Annotated in this window: 16 protein-coding genes and 1 pseudogene; 12 read left to right on the plus strand and 5 right to left on the minus strand. The window is 63.6% G+C overall.

Annotation, left to right across the window (positions count from 1 at the left end):
• Positions 1-65: 65 nt before the first annotated feature.
• Positions 66-1061 carry a protein-methionine-sulfoxide reductase catalytic subunit MsrP gene (msrP, locus tag B0G74_RS21390; RefSeq protein WP_132376707.1) on the plus strand — a complete coding sequence of 332 codons (996 nt, stop codon included), beginning with the start codon at positions 66-68 and terminating at the stop codon, positions 1059-1061.
• An 11-nt stretch (positions 1062-1072) separates the two neighbouring features.
• A complete protein-coding gene (msrQ, locus tag B0G74_RS21395) occupies positions 1073-1771 on the plus strand; it encodes a protein-methionine-sulfoxide reductase heme-binding subunit MsrQ (RefSeq protein WP_132376708.1) in 699 nt (232 codons plus the stop codon).
• A 102-nt stretch (positions 1772-1873) separates the two neighbouring features.
• Here msrQ and lysA read toward each other — a convergent pair whose 3' ends face one another.
• The gene (lysA, locus tag B0G74_RS21400; RefSeq protein ID WP_132376709.1) at positions 1874-3136 is read right to left on the minus strand and encodes a diaminopimelate decarboxylase; all 1263 of its coding nucleotides are present in this window, start codon (positions 3134-3136) and stop codon (positions 1874-1876) included.
• A 9-nt stretch (positions 3137-3145) separates the two neighbouring features.
• Positions 3146-3487 (minus strand): lipoprotein, encoded by a 342-nt coding sequence (locus B0G74_RS21405; RefSeq protein WP_132376710.1) that lies wholly within the window; start codon positions 3485-3487, stop codon positions 3146-3148.
• Between the two features lie 35 nt (positions 3488-3522).
• Here B0G74_RS21405 and cyaY point away from each other — a divergent pair, with 35 nt between their 5' ends.
• Positions 3523-3840: an iron donor protein CyaY gene (gene cyaY / locus B0G74_RS21410; protein ID WP_011490036.1), complete on the plus strand. Its 318-nt coding sequence runs from the start codon at positions 3523-3525 to the stop codon at positions 3838-3840.
• 117 nt (positions 3841-3957) lie between these two features.
• On the opposite strand, the gene B0G74_RS21415 is transcribed toward cyaY, so the two are convergent.
• Positions 3958-6357 carry a penicillin-binding protein 1A gene (locus B0G74_RS21415; protein ID WP_132376711.1) on the minus strand — a complete coding sequence of 800 codons (2400 nt, stop codon included), beginning with the start codon at positions 6355-6357 and terminating at the stop codon, positions 3958-3960.
• Between the two features lie 253 nt (positions 6358-6610).
• Between B0G74_RS21415 and pilM the strand changes: the two genes are divergently transcribed.
• The 7 genes from pilM to B0G74_RS21450 all read left to right on the plus strand — a co-directional run bounded on the left by pilM (position 6611) and on the right by B0G74_RS21450 (position 14001).
• Positions 6611-7603, plus strand: a complete 993-nt coding sequence (gene pilM / locus B0G74_RS21420) for a pilus assembly protein PilM (RefSeq protein WP_132376712.1) — start codon at positions 6611-6613, stop codon at positions 7601-7603.
• Positions 7600-8322 (plus strand): fimbrial assembly protein, encoded by a 723-nt coding sequence (locus B0G74_RS21425; RefSeq protein WP_132376713.1) that lies wholly within the window; start codon positions 7600-7602, stop codon positions 8320-8322. Before pilM ends, B0G74_RS21425 begins: the two co-directional genes overlap by 4 nt.
• Positions 8319-9251, plus strand: coding sequence for a hypothetical protein (locus tag B0G74_RS21430; RefSeq protein ID WP_132376714.1), 933 nt, complete (start codon positions 8319-8321; stop codon positions 9249-9251). The genes B0G74_RS21425 and B0G74_RS21430 overlap by 4 nt, the downstream gene beginning before the upstream one ends.
• Positions 9251-10981, plus strand: a complete 1731-nt coding sequence (gene pilQ, locus B0G74_RS21435; RefSeq protein WP_132376715.1) for a type IV pilus secretin PilQ — start codon at positions 9251-9253, stop codon at positions 10979-10981. The genes B0G74_RS21430 and pilQ overlap by 1 nt, the downstream gene beginning before the upstream one ends.
• Before the next feature lie 106 nt (positions 10982-11087).
• Positions 11088-11639: a shikimate kinase gene (locus tag B0G74_RS21440; protein ID WP_106284162.1), complete on the plus strand. Its 552-nt coding sequence runs from the start codon at positions 11088-11090 to the stop codon at positions 11637-11639.
• Entirely contained in the window at positions 11639-12724 is a 1086-nt protein-coding gene (gene aroB, locus B0G74_RS21445; protein WP_132376716.1) for a 3-dehydroquinate synthase, read from the plus strand. Before B0G74_RS21440 ends, aroB begins: the two co-directional genes overlap by 1 nt.
• Positions 12725-12795: 71 nt before the next feature.
• Positions 12796-14001 carry a deoxyguanosinetriphosphate triphosphohydrolase gene (locus tag B0G74_RS21450; protein ID WP_132376717.1) on the plus strand — a complete coding sequence of 402 codons (1206 nt, stop codon included), beginning with the start codon at positions 12796-12798 and terminating at the stop codon, positions 13999-14001.
• A gap of 121 nt (positions 14002-14122) precedes the next feature.
• Here the strand turns inward: B0G74_RS21450 and B0G74_RS21455 are convergent, their stop codons facing one another.
• Positions 14123-14503 carry a DUF883 family protein gene (locus tag B0G74_RS21455; RefSeq protein WP_132376718.1) on the minus strand — a complete coding sequence of 127 codons (381 nt, stop codon included), beginning with the start codon at positions 14501-14503 and terminating at the stop codon, positions 14123-14125.
• A 351-nt stretch (positions 14504-14854) separates the two neighbouring features.
• Positions 14855-15581, minus strand: a pseudogene (locus tag B0G74_RS21460) (OmpW family outer membrane protein).
• A gap of 187 nt (positions 15582-15768) precedes the next feature.
• Between B0G74_RS21460 and B0G74_RS21465 the strand changes: the two are divergent.
• Positions 15769-16476: a transposase gene (locus tag B0G74_RS21465; RefSeq protein WP_007180173.1), complete on the plus strand. Its 708-nt coding sequence runs from the start codon at positions 15769-15771 to the stop codon at positions 16474-16476.
• 295 nt (positions 16477-16771) lie between these two features.
• On the plus strand, positions 16772-21475 hold the full coding sequence (locus tag B0G74_RS21470; protein ID WP_132376719.1) for a glutamate synthase-related protein: 4704 nt from the start codon (positions 16772-16774) through the stop codon (positions 21473-21475).
• The last annotated feature ends 78 nt before the right edge of the window (positions 21476-21553 follow it).

Consider the following 21553-nt stretch of genomic DNA (forward strand, 5'->3'; position numbering starts at 1 on the left):
GACGAGCGATCATCAATATGGCCCCTTAAGATGCATAGACCGATGGGCCGGCAAGGAGCAGCACGATGTGGATCAAGCGTAGCGACAGAATTCAACTCACTGGCGACGACATTGCGCGCAGCGAAATCACGCCGCAGCGCGTTTTCCAGAACCGGCGGCGCGTGTTGCAGGCGGCCGGCGCGGTGGCGCTCGGCAGTCTGATCGGGGTGAACGGCGAGGCGCTGGCGGCTTATACGTCGCCGGACCCGAAAGCGCAAAAGCTGGCGGCGAAGACCAACCCCAAATTCGTCGCGCTCGACAAGATCACGCCGTACAAGGACATCACCACGTACAACAACTTCTACGAGTTCGGCACCGACAAGGCCGATCCCGCGCACAATGCCGGGACGCTGCGGCCGCACCCGTGGAAGGTGAGCGTCGAGGGTGAGATCAAGAATCCGAAGGTCTACGATATCGACGAATTGCTCAAGCTCGCGCCGCTCGAGGAGCGCGTGTACAGGTTGCGTTGCGTCGAAGGCTGGTCGATGGTGATTCCGTGGATCGGCGTGCCGCTCTCGGAGTTGATCAAGCGCGTGCAACCGACGGGCAATGCCAAATACGTGCAGTTCATCACGCTGGCCGATCCGTCGCAAATGCCCGGACTGTCGACGCCCGTGCTCGATTGGCCGTACTCCGAAGGTCTGCGCATGGACGAAGCGATGAATCCGCTGACGTTGCTGACGATGGGCCTCTACGGCCAGGTGCTGCCCAATCAGAACGGCGCGCCGGTGCGGGTCGTGGTGCCGTGGAAGTATGGCTTCAAGAGCGCGAAGTCGCTGGTGAAGATCCGCTTCCTCGACAAGCAGCCGCCGACCAGCTGGAATACGTACGCATCGAACGAGTATGGGTTTTATTCGAACGTGAATCCGAACGTCGATCATCCGCGCTGGAGTCAGGCGACCGAGCGACGCATCGGCGAAGACGGTTTCTTCACGCCCAAGCGCAAGACATTGATGTTCAACGGCTACGGCGATCAGGTCGCGTCGCTTTATCAGGGCATGGACCTGAAGAAGAATTTTTGAGCGGCGCGAACATGGCTTCCGATACGCAATCCGCTACCCAGGCCGAACGAAAAACGCCGCGCGCACAAGCGTCCGCGTCGGTGGCGGCGAAGCGCCCCGCAGCCGGCGCGCGTTGGATCGTGCCGGCCAAGATCGCGGTGTTTATCGCGGGATGGTATCCGCTCGCGCGCATCGTGCTATTTGGCTTGACCGACCGGCTCGGCGCGAATCCGATCGAGTTCATCACGCGCTCGACGGGTCTCTGGACGCTCGTCTTTCTCTGCATCACGCTGGCCGTGACGCCGTTGCGCCGACTCACCGGCGTCGCCGCGTTCGTGCGTTTTCGGCGGATGCTCGGACTCTATGCGTTTTTCTACGCGACGCTGCATTTCACCACTTACCTGTGGTTCGATAAATGGTTCGATGTCGCTGACATCATCAAGGACATCGGCAAGCGACCGTTTATCACGGTGGGGTTCGCGGCGTTCGTGTTGCTGATCGCATTAGCCGTGACGTCGCCGCGCGCGATGGTGCGCAAGCTCGGGCGTCGCTGGCAGATGTTGCATCGGTCGATCTACCTAATCGGCGCGCTGGCGATCCTGCACTTCTGGTGGATGAAGGCCGGCAAACACGATCTGATCCTGCCGAAGATTTACGGCGCGATCATGTTGGCTTTGCTGGGCTGGCGCTTGATCGTTTGGGCGCGTGACAGGACGTCGAAGACGCGTTGATCGGCGCTGCGCTGACGTAGATCGCGCACAACGGCGACGTAAACACAAAAAGGCGATGCCGCGGTGGCATCGCCTTTTTGATGTTGGGGCAGTTGTTGAAGGTTACGCCGGCAAAACCGTTTCGCCCGCAAACAACTGCTTCACCTCTTCGCGTGCGCGAACCACATGCACCTGTGTACCATCAACCATCACCTCCGCCGCGCGCGGACGTGTGTTGTAGTTCGAGCTCATCACGAATCCGTATGCGCCGGCCGAGCGGATCGCCAGCAGATCGCCCGGTTCGACCGCCAGCAGGCGTTCACGTCCGAGCCAATCGCCGCTCTCGCAAACCGGACCGACCACATCGTATACGTGGGCCGGCACGTCGCGCTCCGCGACCGGGTCGATCGCGTGATACGCCTCGTACATGGCGGGGCGCGCGAGATCGGTCATGGCCGCGTCGACGATAGCGAAGTTCTTTTCCGCGCCCGGCTTCAGAAACTCGACGCGCGTGAGCAGCACGCCCGCGTTGCCGACCAGCGAACGGCCCGGCTCGAAATACACTTCGCGATGGCCGTGACCGCGCGCTTCGATGCGATCGAGCACGATGCGCACGAACTCGCCGATTTCCGGCGGCGTTTCATCGTCGTACGTGATGCCGAGACCGCCGCCCACGTCGATGTGACGAATCTTCACGCCGTCCTGCTCGATCTGCTCGACCAGCTCCAGAACCTTGTCGACCGCGTCGAGATACGGCGCGACTTCGGTGATCTGCGAGCCGATATGGCAGTCGATGCCGACCACTTCGAGATTCGCCATGGCCGCGGCCGCCTGATACGTGGCGCGCGCGTCTTCGAATGCGACGCCGAATTTGTTCGACTTCAGGCCGGTGGAAATATACGGATGCGTCTTCGCGTCGACGTCAGGATTCACGCGCAGCGAAACGGGCGCTTTCTTGCCCATTTCCGCGGCAACCGCATTCAGGCGATCGAGCTCGGGAATCGATTCGACGTTGAAGCATTTCACGCCGGCCACGAGCGCGTCGCGCATTTCATCCGCGTTCTTGCCGACGCCGGAAAACACAGTGTTTTCCGCTTTGCCGCCGGCAGCCAACACACGCGCCAGCTCGCCGCCCGACACGATGTCGAAGCCGGCGCCCAGGCGCGCGAAAACGTTCAGCACGGCGAGGTTGCTATTGGCCTTCACGGCGACATGCACACTCGCGCGACGCCCGGCGCACGCACCCGCGTAGGCGTTCCACGCCTCGGTGAGCGCGGCGCGCGAATACACGTACAGCGGCGTGCCGAACTGCTCGGCGAGGGAGACGGCGGACACGCCTTCGGCGTGCAGCACGCCGTCGACGTAGTCAAATGCGGATCGAGTCATGCGAAAGTCTTATTGAACAGGTGTGGCGGCGGAAGCAGGCAGCGGAGCCGCCGTAGCTGATGCAGCGGAGGCGGGCGGCGTGGCGAGTTCGTTTTCCGGCGCCAACGAAAGCGGTGTGCCGGAGGTATCCGGGACGGTGCTCATGTCGGTGGATGTTGCCGAGGCGGGTTGCGCAACGTTCGGCGGCGTTTGCGTGCGATCGATCGGCTTGGCCGGTAGCGGCGGCACGGTGGGCAAATAGAGCGAACCGCGTTGTCCGCAGCCGGCAAGTGCACAACCTGCGAGAATGGCTAAACCCGCTACAATCGCGCGGCCGGGCGCCGCCGCGCGCATCCGAGATACGACTCGCATGACTGTCCCTGAATAAATAATCGATGGAGTTTAGCATGTCCGATAGTGAATACCTGACCCGCGCGGAAGCCGCGCTAGCCGCCATCGAACGCGCGCTCGACGACACGGATGCCGACATCGAACTGGAGCGCAGCGGCAACGTCCTGACCCTCGAATTCGAGAATCGCTCAAAGATCATCGTCAACCTGCAGCCACCTATGAGCGAGATCTGGATCGCCGCGAAAGCGGGTGGTTTCCACTTCCGTTTCGTCGACGGCGAATGGCGCGACACGCGCAGCGGCACGGAGTTTTTTGCCGCGCTGTCGGAGTACGCCACGCAGCAGGCGGGCGAGCCGGTTCACTTCGAAGCGTAAAATCCGCTGGTCGCGTGAGTGCCGCCGACGCGGCCGAGTTGATTACCCGAACCGCACAAAAAACGGCCGCGCATTCAGCGCGGCCGTTTTGCTTTCTGCGGGACTTCGGGCGGAGCGTCAGTGTCCGCGGAACAGATTCATGATGTCCTGCTTCTCCTGCTCGCCGACCTGCTCGGGCGCTGCGGCCGACGCGCCGCTCGCCTCGGCGTCCAGCGCCGCCTGACTGATGCCGACCGTGGCGATGAAACCATGCCCCGGCGTGAAGTCGTCGAAATAAAGCTCCGAGCCGACTTCAGTCACGTCGTCGGGCATCGGCATCTTGTACTCCGGCACGCCCTTGAGTGCACGACCCATGTATTCGACCCACACGGGTAGCGCGAGGCCGCCGCCGGTTTCCTTGTCGCCGAGACTGCGCGGGTTGTCGTAGCCGATCCACGCAATGGCCGTGAGCGTGTGCTGATAACCGGCGAACCACGCGTCGCGCGAATCGTTGGTCGTGCCCGTCTTGCCGGCGAGGTCAGTGCGTTTCAGTACGTTGGTCTTCGCGCCCGTGCCGCGTTGCGCCACGCTTTGCAGCAGGCTGTTCATCACGTACGCATTGCGCGGCTCGATCGCGTGCGGCGCGCTTTGCGCGGCCACGAGCGGTTGTGCGTGCGCGACCACCATGCCGCGCTGATCGGTGACTTCAGCGATCAGATACGGATTGATCCGATAGCCGCCGTTGGCGAATACCGAGAACGCGCCCGCCATCTGCAACGGCGTGACGAGACCGGCGCCCAGCGCCATCGGCAGATAGGCCGGATGGCGATCCGCGTCGAAGCCAAAACGCGTGATGTACTGCTGCGCGTACTTCGTGCCGATCTGGTTCAGGATACGAATCGACACCAGGTTCTTCGAGCGTTGCAACGCGGTGCGCATGGTCATCGGGCCGTCGAAGCCGCCGCCGTAGTTCTTCGGTTCCCACGCCTGGCCGCCTGTCTCAGCCGCGCTGAAGAAGAGCGGCGCGTCGTTGATCACGGTTGCCGGCCCAAGCCCCTTTTCGAGCGACGCCGAATAGATAAACGGCTTGAAGCTCGATCCCGGCTGACGCCACGCCTGAGTCACGTGATTGAACTTGTTCTTGTTGAAGTCGAAACCGCCGACCAGTGCGCGAATCGCGCCATCTTGCGGGATGACCGAAACGAACGCGCCTTCCACTTGCGGCAATTGCGTGATCGACCAGTTGCCGTCGTCGTTCTTGACGAGCCGGATGATCGCGCCGGGCCGCACGCGTTGATTCGGCTGCGCGCGCGGACCGAGCGCAAACTGCGCGAAGCGCAGGCCGTCGCCCTGAATCGTCGCGACATTGCCGTCGATGAAAGCGGCCTGCACCTGCTTCGGACTCGCCGAGGTGACCACGGCGGCAATGATCTCGCCGTTGTCCGGGTGTTCGAGCAGCGCGTCGTCGATGGCCTGCTCGCGGTCGTCGGCGTCGGACGGCAGATCGATGAACGCCTCCGGACCGCGATAACCGTGGCGTCGTTCGTAGTCCATCAGACCTTTGCGCAGCGCCCGGTACGCGACGTCCTGATCCGCCGAATCGATCGTGGTGACCACGTTCAGACCGCGCGTATAGGCTTCTTCGCGGTATTGCGCGTACATCATCTGACGCACCATTTCCGCGACGTATTCCGCGTGCACGCTGAATTCCTTGCCCGCGCCCTTGACCACGAGCGGCTGTTTGCTCGCTTCGTCGTATTGTTCCTGGGTGATGTAGTGCAACTCGTACATGCGTTGCAGAATGTACTCCTGACGCACCTTCGCACGCTTCGGATTGACGACCGGGTTATACGCGGACGGCGCCTTCGGCAAGCCGGCCAGCATGGCCGATTCCGCCAGCGTCAGATCCTTCAGATCCTTGCCGAAGTACACCCGCGCCGCGCTCGCGAAACCGTAGGCGCGCTGGCCGAGATAGATCTGATTCATATACACCTCAAGAATCTGATCTTTGGACAGCTTCGACTCGATCTTGTACGCCAGCAGCATCTCGTAGATCTTGCGCGTGTAGGTCTTCTCGCTGGAAAGGAAGAAGTTGCGCGCCACCTGCATGGTGATCGTGCTTGCGCCCTGCGTGGCGTGGCCATTGGTCAGCGCGACGAAGCCCGCGCGCGCGATGCCCGTGAGGTCGACGCCGCCGTGATCGTAGAAGCGCGCGTCTTCGATGGCGAGAATCGCCTTCTTCAGATGATCGGGCACGTCCTGAATATGGACGATGTCGCGCCGTTCTTCGCCGAATTCGCCGATCAGCACGTGGTCGGCCGTATAGATGCGCAGCGGCACCTTCGGCCGGTAGTCGGTCAACGCATCGAGCGACGGCAGATTGGGCGTGGCGACGACAAGCGCATAGCCGAGCACCAGCAGCACGCACAGAATGCCTGCGACGATCAGACCCACGAAGCCCAGGATGAGCTTCAGCCACAGCGGGCGTTTGCGCTTCTGCGGCGCGGGCGGCGGGGACGTAGGAGACGTGGATTGCATATAGGCACCAAAAAACAGTCCCGCGATTATAGCCGCCTCGCTTTTCAGCTTTCGGCATGCTTACTGACACTTATTGGCAAGTCTGCGCGCCGCGCGGGAATGACTTCACTGTAGCCGCTTTGATGGCATACAGGACGTGCGTTGCTCAACGTTAGCCATTTGGCTGAGTGTCGCGCGGCGGCGCGGCTACGCACAATTCTTCCTCATCACTCGCGTTCGAATGGTTCGTCGCGTGAGTCAGAGGGAGGGCGTCATGGCGTTGAAAAGATCTTGGCTTCAGGCAGTGCAACCCGGTGCGCAGCGTTTTGCTGCGGGGATCGATATCGGCTCGCAGACCGTGCGTCTGATCGTGCTGAGTCAGCGCGTGCGCTCACCCGGCGCGTTGCATATCGAATACGTGAGCACCGTCCCGCTTGCCGCCGGTGCTATGGCTGGCAGTGAGATCGCCGACCGGCACGCGGTGGCGCGTGCGTTGCGCGAGGCGTTCGCCGGTCTGCCGCACGCGTGCGCGACACATGCCTTGCGATGCGCGATGGCGCTGCCCGCGTCGGCCACCATGACCACCACGGTGCCGCTCACGCGGCTTGCCGCGCAGAGCGGTTGCGGCGAAGACGGCGGGCATCAACTGGCCGAACTTGAGCCGGCGGTGATGAGCGAGGTCGAGCGCATTGCCGGCCTCGAGCGGCATGCTCTCGCCGTCGACTGGTATCTCGACGAAACGTATTCGCCGGTCCGCTCCGTGACCATTGCCGCTACCGCGCGGCAACATCTCGAAGCGCGCATCGAATGCGCGGCGATTGCGGGTATCTCGCTCACCGTCATCGACGGCGAGCCGCATGCGGCGCTGCGCGCCATGCGCTACGCGGCGAGTTACGAGCTCGATCCGCACGAGCCGTATGTCGCGTTGTGGATCGGTACGGACGGCGTGTATGGCTGGCGGATCGTCGACGACGTCATCTGCTGCGAAATGCGCTATCCCGCACCGGAACACGCCGATCTCGCCGATGCGTTGCGCGACCTGGCCCAAGGCCCGGAACTCGACTGCGCGTTATTGAGCGGCGAGGTCGATCTGCTCGACGGTGTGGGTTTCTCGAGCGCGGATATCGCCGACGTATTGAGCTGCGCAGTGCTGCCGTTCGAATGCGCGGCGCTGGGCGGTCTCGTGCGGCCGTTGGACGATTCGCTGTTGCACGAGCCGTCTGGCGCGGTCGCGTTCGGGCTTGCGTTGCGCGGGGTGCTCGAATGACGGGCGGCCTGTTGCACGCAACGGCCTCTAACACCCGAGCGGCGGTACGCGGCACGCGCTTCGCGCGGTCGTGGCTCGGCGGTTTCAATCTGCTCCCGTACCGGCAAACCAACGCGCGGCTCGCGCGCCGACGGCGCGTGATCGAATGGGTTGCCGCGGTCTGCGCCGGTTGCGCTGCCGTTTTCGCATTGGGCGGTTGGCAGGTAATCGAGAGAGCGCGGCTCGATGCGCAGCGCGTGTCGATCGAACACACGCTCACGCAACTGTCGGCACCGCTCGCGGAGCACGCGGCGTTGCTGCGCGCGCGAGACGAACAGCGCCGCGACGTCGCACGCGCAAAGAGCGCGTCTGAGCCGCTCACGCATCTGCGCGACCTGCTCGACGCGCTGAGTTTCGAACCGGGCGACGGCGTGGTGCTGCAGCAGTTGCGCCACCGCGAGGACGAGACCGAGTTGCTGGCGTCATCGCGTGGACATCTCGCCTCGGCCGAGTGGCTCAAGCGGCTGAGTGCGATCCGTGGCGTGAAGGGGGCGGAGGTGAGCGATCTGCATCGTTCGGTTTCACGCGGAGGTGCGGCTGCTGCGCAGGTGAGCGTTGCCGGTCCGATCGAATTCGGTGCGCATCTGCGGTGGAACGAGCCGGCGCAGAAAGCGGCTCGCCCGGCTGGGTCCACGACGCAGCGTCCTGTGAAGTCTGAACAATCAAGAGGTGCGAAATGAGTACGGTCTTTGTCGAGTTCGGCGGCGCGGCAAACGCGCGGCTTTCACTTTCCCATTGGATGAAGCGCGTGCGCTTGCCGCTCGATGCATGGAGCCGGCGCCGTCGTTGGGTGGTCGCGTTGCTGATCGCGGCATTGGTGTTCGGTCTTGGCGCGCATGGCTGGGTCGTGGCCGATCTCGGTGGTGTCGAAGCGAGCCGCACTGCGTTGGAAGCCAGTAGCTTGCATCTCGCCAACGCGCGGCGCGCGCTTGCGCAATTGCCCGCGCTGCGCCGTGATGCCGCCGCCGCGCCGGTTGCTGCTTCGACCACGAGCACATCCGCGTCGTGGAGTTCCGCCGACGACCTGCGCATCGTCTCCGAACTGGCCGCGCAAAATAACGTCGCGTTGCTGGCGGTGGAACCCGGCGCGGTCAGCGGCGCGGGCGTTGAAAGCATGCGCCCGCTGCAACTGACCGCGCGTACGGACTTCGTTCACCTGATGGCATTTTTGCGCGGACTGTCCGATTTGCCGGTGCTGATCGTGCCGGTCGATGTGACCGTCAAGCGTGATGCCGCGGCGTTGTCGGTGAGCGCTACGCTGCAAGTGTTCGACGCGCTGCGGCCGGCGCCATCGACAACCTCCGCGGACGCATTCGCCGACGACAGCCTCGACTCCGACGACGATGAAGACATCGTTTTCTTCGATCCGTTTTCGCAGCCGCAGATGCAGGCTGCCGCCGATCTGCCCGATGTCTCGCAACTACGTCTGGTCGGATTGCTGAGCGATCTTACGCGCGCGCTGGCCTTGCTCGATACACCGGACGGCGTGGCAACCGTCGAGTCCGGAGAGCGGATCGGCGCCGAGCGAGTCACGAAGCTGGACGCGTCCGGCATCACGCTCGCGAAGGATGGTGCGACACGCATGCTGGCGATGACGGAGGCTTCCTGATGAGACTGGTGAAGCCCTTTCCCTTTGCATTGTCGAGCGTCGATACACGTGCGTCGCCTCACCTCAAGGTGTGTCTCGGCCTGTATCTCAGCGCGACGCTGGGCGCCAGCGTCACGCAGGCGTCGACTCCACCACTGCCGCCGTTGCCTGCCTACATGCCGCTCGACGACGCGGTATCGCCGCGCGACGCTCCGTACAGCGGCATACCGCCGCTGCCACACGACGTTTCGGCCGAAGTGCGCAACCCGTTTCGTCAAGATTCAACAGACGATCCAGAGGCATCGCGCGGGAGCACTGCGGCGGCCAACGCCGGCACGGACGAGCGTGCCGACGCCGCTGCAACGCAATCCGCGGCTCCGGATCTCGGCGATGCCGACGCCGACGGCTCTGTCCCGCTGCGAAGGCAATCCGCCGCTCCGGCTCGCGCCGAAGCCGCCGGCACCGCCGCGCTCGAAGGTCCGCCGGTGCCGCTGCCACCGCTCGCCCGTCTGAGCAACGCGCCACGCAGCGCCGCCGACGCAGCCCTCGCGCCCGACGACAAACCGATCTCGCTGAATTTCCAGCGTGCCGAACTCGGCGCCGTCCTCAATGCGTTCGCCAAGTTCACCGGGCTGAACATCGTCGCGAGCGAAAGAGTGCGCGGCGCGGTCTCACTGAAGCTCGACAAAGTGCCGTGGCGCACTGCCTTCGACACCTTGCTCGACGTCAACGGCCTGGCGATGGAGCGCCACGGCAACGTGATCTGGGTCGCGCCGATTGCGGATCTGGCGGCGCGCGAGCGGCAGCGCTTCGAAGCGCACGCCCGAGCCGCCGATCTGGAGCCGCTCGCGAGCCGCACGTTCGAGCTGCACTACGCGCATGCCGAAGACGTCAGACGGCTGTTGACCGGTTCGGGCGCGCAACGCGTCTTGTCCAAGCGCGGTTCCGCGACTGCCGATCCGCGCACCAATCTGCTGTTCGTGACCGATCTCGAAGGGCGCCTCGCGCAGATTGCGGCGCTGCTCGCTTCCGTCGACCGGCCAACGCGCCAGGTGTTGATCGAAGCGCGTATCGTCGAAGGCGAACATGGTTTTTCGCGCAATCTCGGCGTGAAGCTCTCCATGGCGGCCACGAACGCTGATGGCACCGCGAGAGGCTTGACCGGCGCCGGCTACGATCTGTCGGCCCGCCCGATTTCCGGCTTCGACGCCGCGACCGCCGGCCTGACCCTGTTCGCCGCCGGCGCGACGCGGCTGCTGAACATCGAGCTGAGCGCGCTCGAAGCGCAGGGCCGTGGCGAAATCGTCTCGAGTCCGCGCGTGGTCACGGCCGACCGGATGAAGGCGGTGGTCGAGCAGGGCACCGAGCTGCCGTATCAGGCGAAAGTGGGGCAGGGTGTGTCGGGCGTGCAGTTTCGCCGCGCCACGCTCAAACTGGAGGTCGAGCCGCAGATCATGCCGGACGGCCGTGTGGTGCTGGACCTCGACGTCGCCAAGGACAGCGTCGGCGAACAGACCGACGCCGGGCCCGCGATCAACACCAAGCACGTGCAAACGCGCGTCGAGGTCGAGGATGGTGGTACGGTGTCGATCGGCGGAATTTATGCGACCGACGACCGGGACGATGTGACGCAGGTCCCGGTCCTGGGCAAAATACCGGTTTTAGGTGCGCTTTTCCGCCATCGGGCTCATCGCGACCAGCGCAGCGAACTGGCTGTTTTCATCACGCCGCGCGTCGTTCAGACAAATTAGGGGCATGCTGCCGCCGCTTGCGAGCGGGGGCGCGCAGGCTCGACAAGGCAGCCGCTTTGCCAGTAAGCTGCGGCACGAACCATACCGGATTAGCCAGAGGACACCGTTGCAAGCGCGGGACGCACACGCCAATGTATTTTTTGTAGGGCTCATGGGGGCAGGGAAAACCACCGTGGGCCGGGCCATTGCGCGCCGTCTCGATCGCCCGTTCTTCGATTCCGACCATGAAATCGAGGCGCGCACGGGCGCGCGCATCCCGGTGATCTTCGAGCTGGAGGGCGAAGCGGGCTTCCGCGAGCGCGAAGCCAGCGTGATTTCCGACCTCACCGGGCGCGACAATATCGTGCTCGCGACCGGCGGCGGCGCGATACTGCGGCCGGAAAATCGCGAAGCACTGCAGAATCGCGGGGTGGTCATCTACCTGCGCGCCAATCCGCACGACCTTTGGCTGCGCACGCGGCGCGACAAGAATCGCCCGCTTTTGCAGACCGAAGACCCCAAAGCGCGTCTCGAAGCACTCTATGAAGTGCGCGACCCGTTGTACCGGGAATGCGCGCATTTCGTGATCGAAACCGGCCGGCCTTCGGTCAACGGACTCGTCAACATGGTTCTGATGCAGCTCGAGATGGCCGGCGTCGCCAAACATCCTGCGTCATAATGGACCGTATGATTACCGTCAACGTCGAACTGGGCGAACGCGCCTACCCCATCCATATCGGTGCCGATCTGATTGGCCAGACGGCGCTGTTCGCGCCGCATATCGCCGGCAGCTCGGTCACCATCGTCACCAACGCCACCGTCGAGCCGCTGTATGGCGACAAGCTGCGCGCCGCGCTGGCGCCGCTCGGCAAGCAGGTATCCACGGTCGTGTTGCCGGACGGCGAGGCGTACAAGAACCTCGAAACCCTGAACCTGATTTTCGACGCGCTGCTCGGCGGCCGCGCCGATCGCAAGACCACGTTGATCGCATTGGGCGGCGGCGTGATCGGCGACATGACGGGTTTTGCGGCCGCCTGCTACATGCGCGGCGTGCCGTTCATTCAGGTGCCGACCACGTTGCTGTCGCAGGTCGATTCTTCGGTGGGCGGCAAGACGGGCATCAATCACCCGCTTGGCAAGAACATGATCGGCGCGTTCTACCAGCCGCAGGCCGTGATCGCCGACATCGGCGCGCTGCGCACACTGCCGGCGCGTGAACTCGCGGCGGGCGTCGCCGAAGTGATCAAGACGGGCGCCATCGCCGACGCGGGTTTCTTCAGCTGGATCGAAGCCAATATCGAAGCATTGAACCGCTGCGAACCCGAAGCGCTAGCTGAGGCGGTCAAGCGGTCTTGCGAAATCAAGGCGTCGGTGGTCGCGCAGGACGAACGCGAAGGCGGACTGCGCGCCATTCTCAATTTCGGTCACACCTTCGGCCATGCGATCGAAGCTGGCCTCGGCTACGGCGAGTGGCTGCACGGCGAGGCGGTCGGCTGCGGAATGGTGATGGCGGCGGATCTGTCCGTGCGCTTGGGCTATCTCGACGAGGCCGCACGCAAGCGCTTGGTCGACGTAATCGTCGCCGCGCATTTGCCGACGCGGGCGCCCGCTCTTGGCGACTCGCGCTATGTCGAACTCATGCGGGTCGACAAGAAGGCGGAAGCCGGCGCGATCAAATTCATTCTGCTGAAGCGTTTCGGTGAGACGCTGATCACCCAGGCGCCCGACGCCGAGGTGCACGCCACGCTGGCCGCCGCCGTCTGAGTCTCGCGGGGCATCCAGCAACGCAACACGCACTAGCGTCACGAGGCGCCGCCCATGTTTCGGAGAACCCGGTGACTGACAGGCGCAGCGACGATGTAAAGCATGACCCGGCGGCAGGCGCGTCGACGATCGGCGTGCCTTCGCAGGAAGCACTCGAAGCGCACCTCGCGCCGTACGCGGCGCACTCCGCGCAATCGCGCGGCCGCCGCTATCCGGAAGCCGCGCCCAGCGCGCGTACCGAATTCCAGCGGGACCGCGACCGCATCGTCCATTCGACGGCATTCCGCCGGCTCGAGTACAAAACCCAGGTGTTCGTGAACCACGAGGGCGACCTGTTTCGCACGCGTCTGACGCACAGCCTGGAAGTCGCGCAGATCGCGCGGTCGGTCGCGCGCAATCTGCGGGTGAACGAAGATCTCGTCGAAGCCATTTCGCTCGCCCATGATTTAGGCCATACGCCTTTCGGCCACGCCGGGCAGGACGCGCTCAACGAATGCATGCGCGAGCACGGCGGCTTCGAGCACAATCTGCAGAGCCTGGCGGTGGTCGACGATCTGGAGGAGCACTACGGCGCGTTCAACGGCCTGAACCTTTGCTTCGAAACGCGTGAGGGGATTCTCAAGCACTGTTCGCGCGAGAACGCGCGGCGGCTCGGTGCATTGGGCGAGCGCTTTCTGGAAGGGCGGCAGCCGTCCATCGAGGCACAGATCGCGAATGTCGCCGATGAGATCGCGTACAACAATCACGACGTCGACGACGGCCTGCGCTCGGGCCTGCTCACCGTCGAGCAACTCGCCGAAGTGGAGTTGTGGCAAGTGCACTATGAGGCGGCGCGACGCGATTTTCCGCAGATCGAAGGGCGCCGGCTCATTCACGAAACGGTGCGCCGCATCATCAATACGTTGATCGTCGATCTGATCGACACGACCAAGCTGAATCTGGACCGGCACGCACCGGCCTCGCTGGATGCCGTGCGCTTGTCGCCCGCGCTCGTCGCGCACAGCGACACGATTGCCGCGCAGGCCGCGGCGCTCAAGCGCTTTCTGTTCAAGAACCTGTATCGCCATTACCGCGTGATGCGCATGGCCAACAAGGCACGCCGCGTCGTCGCGGGTCTGTTCGACGCGTTCACGGACGATCCGCGGCTACTACCGCCGAGCTACCAGTCGACCGACGCGACGCAGCAACCGCGCCTGATCGCCCACTACATCGCGGGCATGACGGATCGCTACGCGGTCAAGGAATACCAGCGGCTGTTCGTGATCGACGACAACTGAGCAGCGCGGCGCGAGGCTGCGCCGGCACGGACGGCCCGCGGGCCGGCACCAGTGCACGGCGCCGTTTCAGCGCACCTGCAACAACCGCCAGGCCGAGGGCGCGCCCCGCGCTGTAGCCGTCTTAACGCAGCCGCGACGCGAACAACGCGCCCGCAATCAACGCGACGCCGCCGACGATCGCAATCGTCTGCCACGGATTCTCATGCACGTAATCGTCGGCATCGGCGATCGCCACTTCGGCGCGTTCGCGCACGGCTTCGCGCGTGTCGTTCAAGCGGGCGCGCGCGACCTCGAGTTGTTTGCGAAGTTTGCTGCGCAACGCCACCGCGTCGGCCTGGGTGCCGTCCGCCAGCGTGGATTCGAGTTCCGACATTAGCGTGCGCAGTTCGCCTGCGATATCTTCGGCCGCGTGGCGGCTGTGGCGAGCGATACGCCGCGCACGGCGGCTGGTGCTGGTCCAGGATTCGCCGAGGGCGTCTCGCGTATTCGGAAGTGCAGTCATGGTCGCTCCGTCGATGAGGTGAAAAGGGTCCCGCGCGTTGTCACGAAGACGCAGATTCACGTCGCGACGCGGGAAACACCATGCGAACGCAACTTCGATGCCAAACCCGAGAGGCCCCACCTGTCGTGGTTTGGACGCGGATTCGTCAGCACATATTGCACTGGCTGACGCGAATCCGGGTCAAATTTACAACGCTGACAGCCGGTCGGCGCGTGGCTTCCACGGGCGCCGAACTGGGAGCCATGAAGCGCCCACAAAAATAAAAACGCCGCCATTGGATGTATGACGGCGTTGTCCAAGCCACGAAAATTCGACTACCCTAACTCTACGGCCCCTAATTTTCTCGAAGCGTTAGAAACGGTAACCGATGTTGACGTAGGTAACGATCGGGTTCAGCTTGATCTTGGTTTCAGATTGCACGTTCAGCGTGCCGACCGGCGTGTTCGCCGCGGTATTCAGCTTGGCAGTCGTGCTGAGCGGCAGGTAGGAAACGGAAAAGCCGGCGAACCAGTGCTGGTTGAAGGCGTAAGTGAAGCCGGCATTAAACACCGGCTCCCACGAACTATCCGTAGTGACGCTGGTCGGACCATGCAGTACGTTTGCCTCGAATGCGCTGTTGGTGATCTTTTCGTCGGTGAACCAGATGCGGCTCACGCCAACGCCGAGATACGGGCGGAAAGCGGCAGTCGGGGCGTTGAAGTAGTACTTGAACAGCAGAGTCGGGCTCCACTGTTTTGCCTGGCCCAGCTTGCCGAATTGGGCGAGGCTGCCCGAGCCTTCCAGGTCGAACGAAGGCGGGACGCCAATCACGAACTCGGCTGCGATGTGATCGGTGACGAAGTAGCCGGCAGTGAAGCCGATGGTGTCGGCGGAACTGAGTGTTGCACCGGTGTTGGCTTCGGTGATGTTGGTCGGGCTGCCGCCGATGCTTGTCACCTTCAACGGTTCGCTGCTCGATTGAGGCGCTAGATGGAACCAGCCTGATGTGACGAAAAAAGCTACCGGCCGATTGCGCATGCGCTGCCGTTGTCATGCAGGCTAGCGCCGCGATCCCCGTTACGGCCTGTTTTAATTTCATATGTGCTCCTCCAAAAAAGGCCCGCTCATTATGACTACAACGTTTGAAACAAACCATACGCGGCGGTTAGAGCTTTCTCCCTAAGCTCCGCGCGGTTTCTGGCTTTGCCGCGCCGCGCCGAACCTTTGGCGCATGCGGTTCTTCGGACCTTCGGGTATGTACCAACGCGACTATCGGATACTCCAGCATGGCACGGCTTGCACGTCTCTATGTCCCTGACCAGCCGCAGCACGTCATCCTCCGCGGGCTCGATCAGCAGCCCGCATTCGTCGACGACCAGGACTACGAGCTCTTCATCGATTGTTTGAAAGCGGCTTCTCGCGACCATCACTTATCCATCCACGCCTATGCGTTGATGCCGGGCGCGGTGCAACTGCTCGTCACGCCCACCGAGGAGTCGAGTCTGCCCAAGGCGATGCAGGCGGTTGGGCGCCGCTACGTGGCGCACTTCAACCGGCGTTACGCGCGCCGCGGCACCTTGTGGGAAGGCCGCTACCGCGCCACGGTGATCGAAGGCGAGCGCTACTTCCTGCTGGCGAGCCGCGTCGTCGAGATGTGCCCGGTGCGCGCGGGGCTCGTGAGCGCGCCGGAAGACTACCGCTGGTCGAGCTACCGCCATCACATCGGCCTCACGCTCGATAGCCTGATTACCGACCACCCGCTGTACTGGTCGCTTGGCAATACGCCGTTCGAACGACAGCGTGCGTACCGCGAACTGTGCGAACAGCCGCTCGACGAACGCGAAGCCAGCCAGCTTCAACAGGCCACACTGAAGGGCTGGGTTTTGGGCAGCGACACGTATCGTGAATGGGCGGCGCGGGCCGCCAATCGGCGTGTGTCGCCGCTGCCACGCGGACGGCCGCGCAAGGTGCGCGAGACGCCGCAGCAGCAATAAAGCGTTTCGCATCAAAGGGCTGCATCGAAACGGCATCTTCGCATGCCGTTTTCTTTTGCACGATTTTGATGTGGCACCAATAAAAATAAGGTGCAATGCACCAACTTGATAATTGGGGTTCGATGATCACGTTTTATTTGCTATTCCATTGATTCGTCGCGTATATTCCGAATTCCGGCGCTTTTTGACGCGCGTAGCATCGGGCGTTGAGCGCGCCGTCGCGGTTGTGAATCGCACTGCGGCAATAGAAAAAATGGTTTAACGGCCTGTCCGGCCCCTCACAGACGGTGTCCCCATGAACGACCACCAGCAACCGACTCATCCGGTTCCCGCCGCACAAGGTCTGTACGACCCGCAAAACGAGCACGACGCCTGTGGCGTCGGCTTTGTCGCACACATCAAGGGCAAGAAAAGCCACGAGATCATCGAGCAGGGCCTGAAGATTCTCGAGAACCTCGACCACCGGGGCGCCGTCGGCGCCGATCCGCTGATGGGCGACGGCGCGGGCATCCTGATCCAGATTCCGGACGGCTTCTATCGCGAGGAAATGGCCAAGCAGGGCGTAGTGCTGCCGCCGCACGGCGAGTACGGCGTCGGCATGGTCTTCCTGCCGAAGGAACACGCGTCGCGTCTGGCTTGCGAACAGGAACTGGAACGCACGGTGAAGGCCGAGGGCCAGGTCGTGCTGGGCTGGCGCGACGTGCCGGTCGACCACACCATGCCGATCTCGCCCACCGTCAAGGCGAGCGAGCCGCTGATCCGCCAGATCTTCATCGGCCGCGGCAAGGACATCATGGTGACGGACGCGCTCGAGCGGAAGCTGTATGTGATCCGCAAGACCGCGAGCCACCGCATCCAGGCGCTCAAGCTCAAGCACGGCAAGGAATACTTCGTGCCGTCGTGCTCGGCGCGCACGGTCGTCTACAAGGGCCTGTTGCTGGCCGGCCAGGTCGGCGTGTATTACCGCGACCTGCAGGACGAGCGCACGGTGTCGGCGCTGGCGCTGGTGCACCAACGCTTCTCGACCAACACGTTCCCGGCGTGGGAACTGGCTCACCCGTACCGCATGATCGCCCACAACGGCGAAATCAACACGGTGAAGGGCAACGTCAACTGGCTGAACGCGCGTACCGGCGCAATCGCGTCGCACGTGCTCGGCGACGATCTGCCGAAGCTCTGGCCGCTGATCTATCCGGGCCAATCGGACACCGCCTCGTTCGACAACTGTCTCGAGCTGCTGGTGATGGCCGGCTACCCGCTCGTCCACGCGATGATGATGATGATCCCGGAAGCCTGGGAACAGCACACGCTGATGGACGACAACCGCCGCGCGTTCTACGAATACCACGCCGCGATGATGGAGCCGTGGGACGGCCCCGCTGCGATCGCCTTCACCGACGGCCGCCAGATCGGCGCCACGCTCGACCGTAACGGCCTGCGTCCGGCGCGCTACATCGTCACGGACGACGACCTCGTCATCATGGCGTCGGAAGCCGGCACGCTGCCTATCCCCGAGTCGAAGATCGTCAAGAAGTGGCGTCTGCAGCCGGGCAAGATGTTCCTGATCGACATGGAACACGGCCGCATCATCGACGACAAGGAACTGAAGGACAACCTCGCGAACGCCAAGCCGTACAAGAGCTGGATCGACGCCGTGCGCATCAAGCTCGACGAAATCGAGCCGAAGGCCGAAGACGTCGTGACGGAGCGCCGCGAAGCCGCTGCTTTGCTGGATCGTCAGCAGGCGTTCGGCTACACGCAGGAAGACCTCAAGTTCCTGATGGCGCCGATGGCGCAAGCCGGCGAAGAAGCCGTCGGCTCGATGGGCAACGACTCGCCGCTGGCGGTCATGTCCAACAAGAACAAGACGCTCTACCACTACTTCAAGCAGCTGTTCGCGCAAGTGACGAACCCGCCGATCGACCCGATCCGCGAAAACATGGTGATGTCGCTGGTGTCGTTCGTCGGTCCGAAGCCGAACCTGCTGGACACGAACAACATCAACCCGCCGATGCGTCTCGAAGTGTCGCAGCCGGTGCTCGACTTCAAGGACATCGCCAAGATCCGCGCGATCGATCAGTACACGGGCGGCAAGTTCAGCTCGTACGAACTGAACATCTGCTATCCGGTGGCGTGGGGCAAGGAAGGCATCGAAGCGCGCCTCGCCTCGCTGTGCGCGGAAGCCGTCGATGCGGTCAAGTCCGGCTACAACATGCTGATCGTGTCGGACCGCAAGACCGACCGCGACAACGTCGCGATTCCGGCGCTGTTGGCTACCGCCGCAATCCACACGCACCTCGTCCAGCATGGTCTGCGCACGAGCGCGGGCCTGGTCGTGGAAACCGGCTCGGCGCGTGAAACGCACCACTTCGCATTGCTCGCGGGCTACGGCGCCGAAGCCGTGCACCCGTACCTCGCGATGGAAACGCTTGGCCAGCTCGCAGCCGGCCTGAAGGGCGACCTGTCGGCGGAGAAGGCGGTCTACAACTTCACCAAGGCAGTCGGCAAGGGCCTGCAGAAGGTCATGTCCAAGATGGGCATTTCGACCTACATGTCGTACACCGGTGCGCAGATTTTCGAAGCAGTCGGTCTCGCTGAAGATCTGGTGCAGAAGTACTTCAAGGGCACGTCGTCGAAGGTCGGCGGCATTGGCCTCTTCGACGTCGCGGAAGAAGCGATCCGTCTGCATCGCGAGGCGTTCGGCGACAACCCGGTGCTCGCGAACATGCTCGACGCGGGCGGCGAATACGCTTACCGCGTGCGCGGCGAAGAACACATGTGGACGCCGGATGCGATCGCCAAGCTGCAACACTCGGCACGCAGCAACTCATATCAGACGTACAAGGAATACGCGCATCTGATCAACGATCAGACCAAGCGTCACATGACGTTCCGCGGCCTGTTCGAGTTCAAGTTCGACCCGACCAAGGCCATCCCGCTCGACGAAGTCGAATCGGCGAAAGACATCGTCAAGCGTTTCGCCACCGGTGCAATGTCGCTGGGTTCGATCAGCACGGAAGCGCACGCCACGCTGGCAGTCGCGATGAACCGCATCGGCGGCAAGTCGAACACCGGCGAAGGCGGCGAGGACGTGAACCGTTATCGCAACGAACTGCGCGGCATTCCGATCAAGAACGGCGACACCATGAAGTCGGTGATCGGCGACGAAGTGATCGTCGACATTCCGTTGAAGGAAGGCGATTCGCTGCGCTCGAAGATCAAGCAGGTGGCGTCGGGCCGTTTCGGCGTGACCGCGGAATACCTCGCGTCCGCTGATCAGATCCAGATCAAGATGGCGCAGGGCGCGAAGCCGGGCGAAGGCGGCCAGTTGCCGGGCCACAAGGTGTCCGACTACATCGGCAAGCTGCGTTATTCGGTGCCGGGCGTCGGCCTGATTTCGCCGCCGCCGCACCACGACATCTACTCGATTGAAGACTTGGCGCAGCTGATCCACGATCTGAAGAACGCCAACTCAGCGGCCAGCATCTCGGTGAAGCTGGTGTCGGAATCGGGCGTCGGTACGGTTGCCGCAGGTGTCGCCAAGGCGAAGGCCGATCACGTCGTGATCGCCGGCCATGATGGCGGCACGGGCGCGTCGCCGCTGTCGTCGGTCAAGCATGCCGGCACGCCGTGGGAACTCGGTCTCGCCGAAACGCAGCAAACGCTGGTGCTGAACCAGTTGCGCGGCCGTATTCGCGTGCAGGCCGACGGTCAGATGAAGACCGGCCGCGACGTCGTGATCGGCGCGCTGCTCGGCGCGGACGAGTTCGGTTTCGCGACGGCGCCGCTCGTCGTCGAAGGCTGCATCATGATGCGCAAGTGTCACCTGAACACCTGCCCGGTCGGCGTCGCGACGCAAGATCCGGTGCTGCGTGCGAAGTTCCAGGGCCAGCCGGAACACGTCGTGAACTTCTTCTTCTTCGTTGCGGAAGAAGCGCGCGAAATCATGGCGCAACTGGGCATCCGCAAGTTCGACGACCTGATCGGCCACGCCGAACTGCTCGATATGAAGAAGGGCATCGAGCACTGGAAGGCGAAGGGTCTCGACTTCTCGCGCGTGTTCTATCTGCCGCAAGTGTCGGCCGAAGTGGCGCGCAAGCATGTGGACGTGCAGGACCACGGTCTGGACAAGGCACTTGACCACACGCTGATCGAGAAGGCGAAGGCGGCGATCGAGAAGGGCGAGCACGTCTCGTTCATCCAGCCGGTGCGCAACGTGAACCGTACGGTCGGCGCGATGCTGTCCGGCACGATCGCCAAGAAGTACGGCCACGACGGCCTGCCCGACGACTCGATCCACATCCAGTTGAAGGGCACCGCGGGCCAGAGCTTCGGCGCGTTCCTCGCCAAGGGCATCACGCTGGACCTGGTTGGCGACGGCAACGATTACGTCGGCAAGGGCCTGTCGGGCGGCCGCATCATCATCCGTCCGACCAACGATTTCCGCGGCAAGTCGGAAGAGAACATCATTTGCGGCAACACGGTCATGTACGGCGCGATCGAAGGCGAATCGTTCTTCCGCGGCGTCGCGGGCGAGCGCTTCTGCGTGCGTAACTCGGGCGCGACGGCGGTTGTCGAAGGCACGGGCGACCACGGTTGCGAATACATGACGGGCGGCACGGTGGTCGTGCTCGGCGAAACGGGCCGTAACTTCGCGGCCGGCATGTCGGGCGGCGTCGCCTACGTGTACGACCCGGACAGCACGTTCGCAGGCAAGTGCAACAAGTCGATGGTCGCGCTCGATCCGGTCCTGCAAACGGCCGAACAGGAACGCACGGTCGACAAGGGCCTGTGGCACACCGGCACGACCGACGAAGCGCTGCTCAAGGGACTCATCGAGCGTCACTTCCAGTTCACGGGTTCGCCGCGCGCCAAGGCGCTGCTCGAAAACTGGGACGCGTCGCGCCGTCAATTCGTGAAGGTGTTCCCGACCGAATACAAGCGCGCGCTGGGCGAAATGGCCGCGAAGAAGGCGAACAAGGAAGTGCTCGCCGCCTGATTCGCAACGTTGTTCATCAGCAAAACGTCACCTTTAGCCGTACCCGCCGCGCGCGACCGTTCAACGGTGCGACGCGGC

Source organism: Paraburkholderia sp. BL9I2N2 (genome assembly GCF_004339745.1).
In the GTDB taxonomy this organism is placed as follows: Bacteria; Pseudomonadota; Gammaproteobacteria; order Burkholderiales; family Burkholderiaceae; genus Paraburkholderia.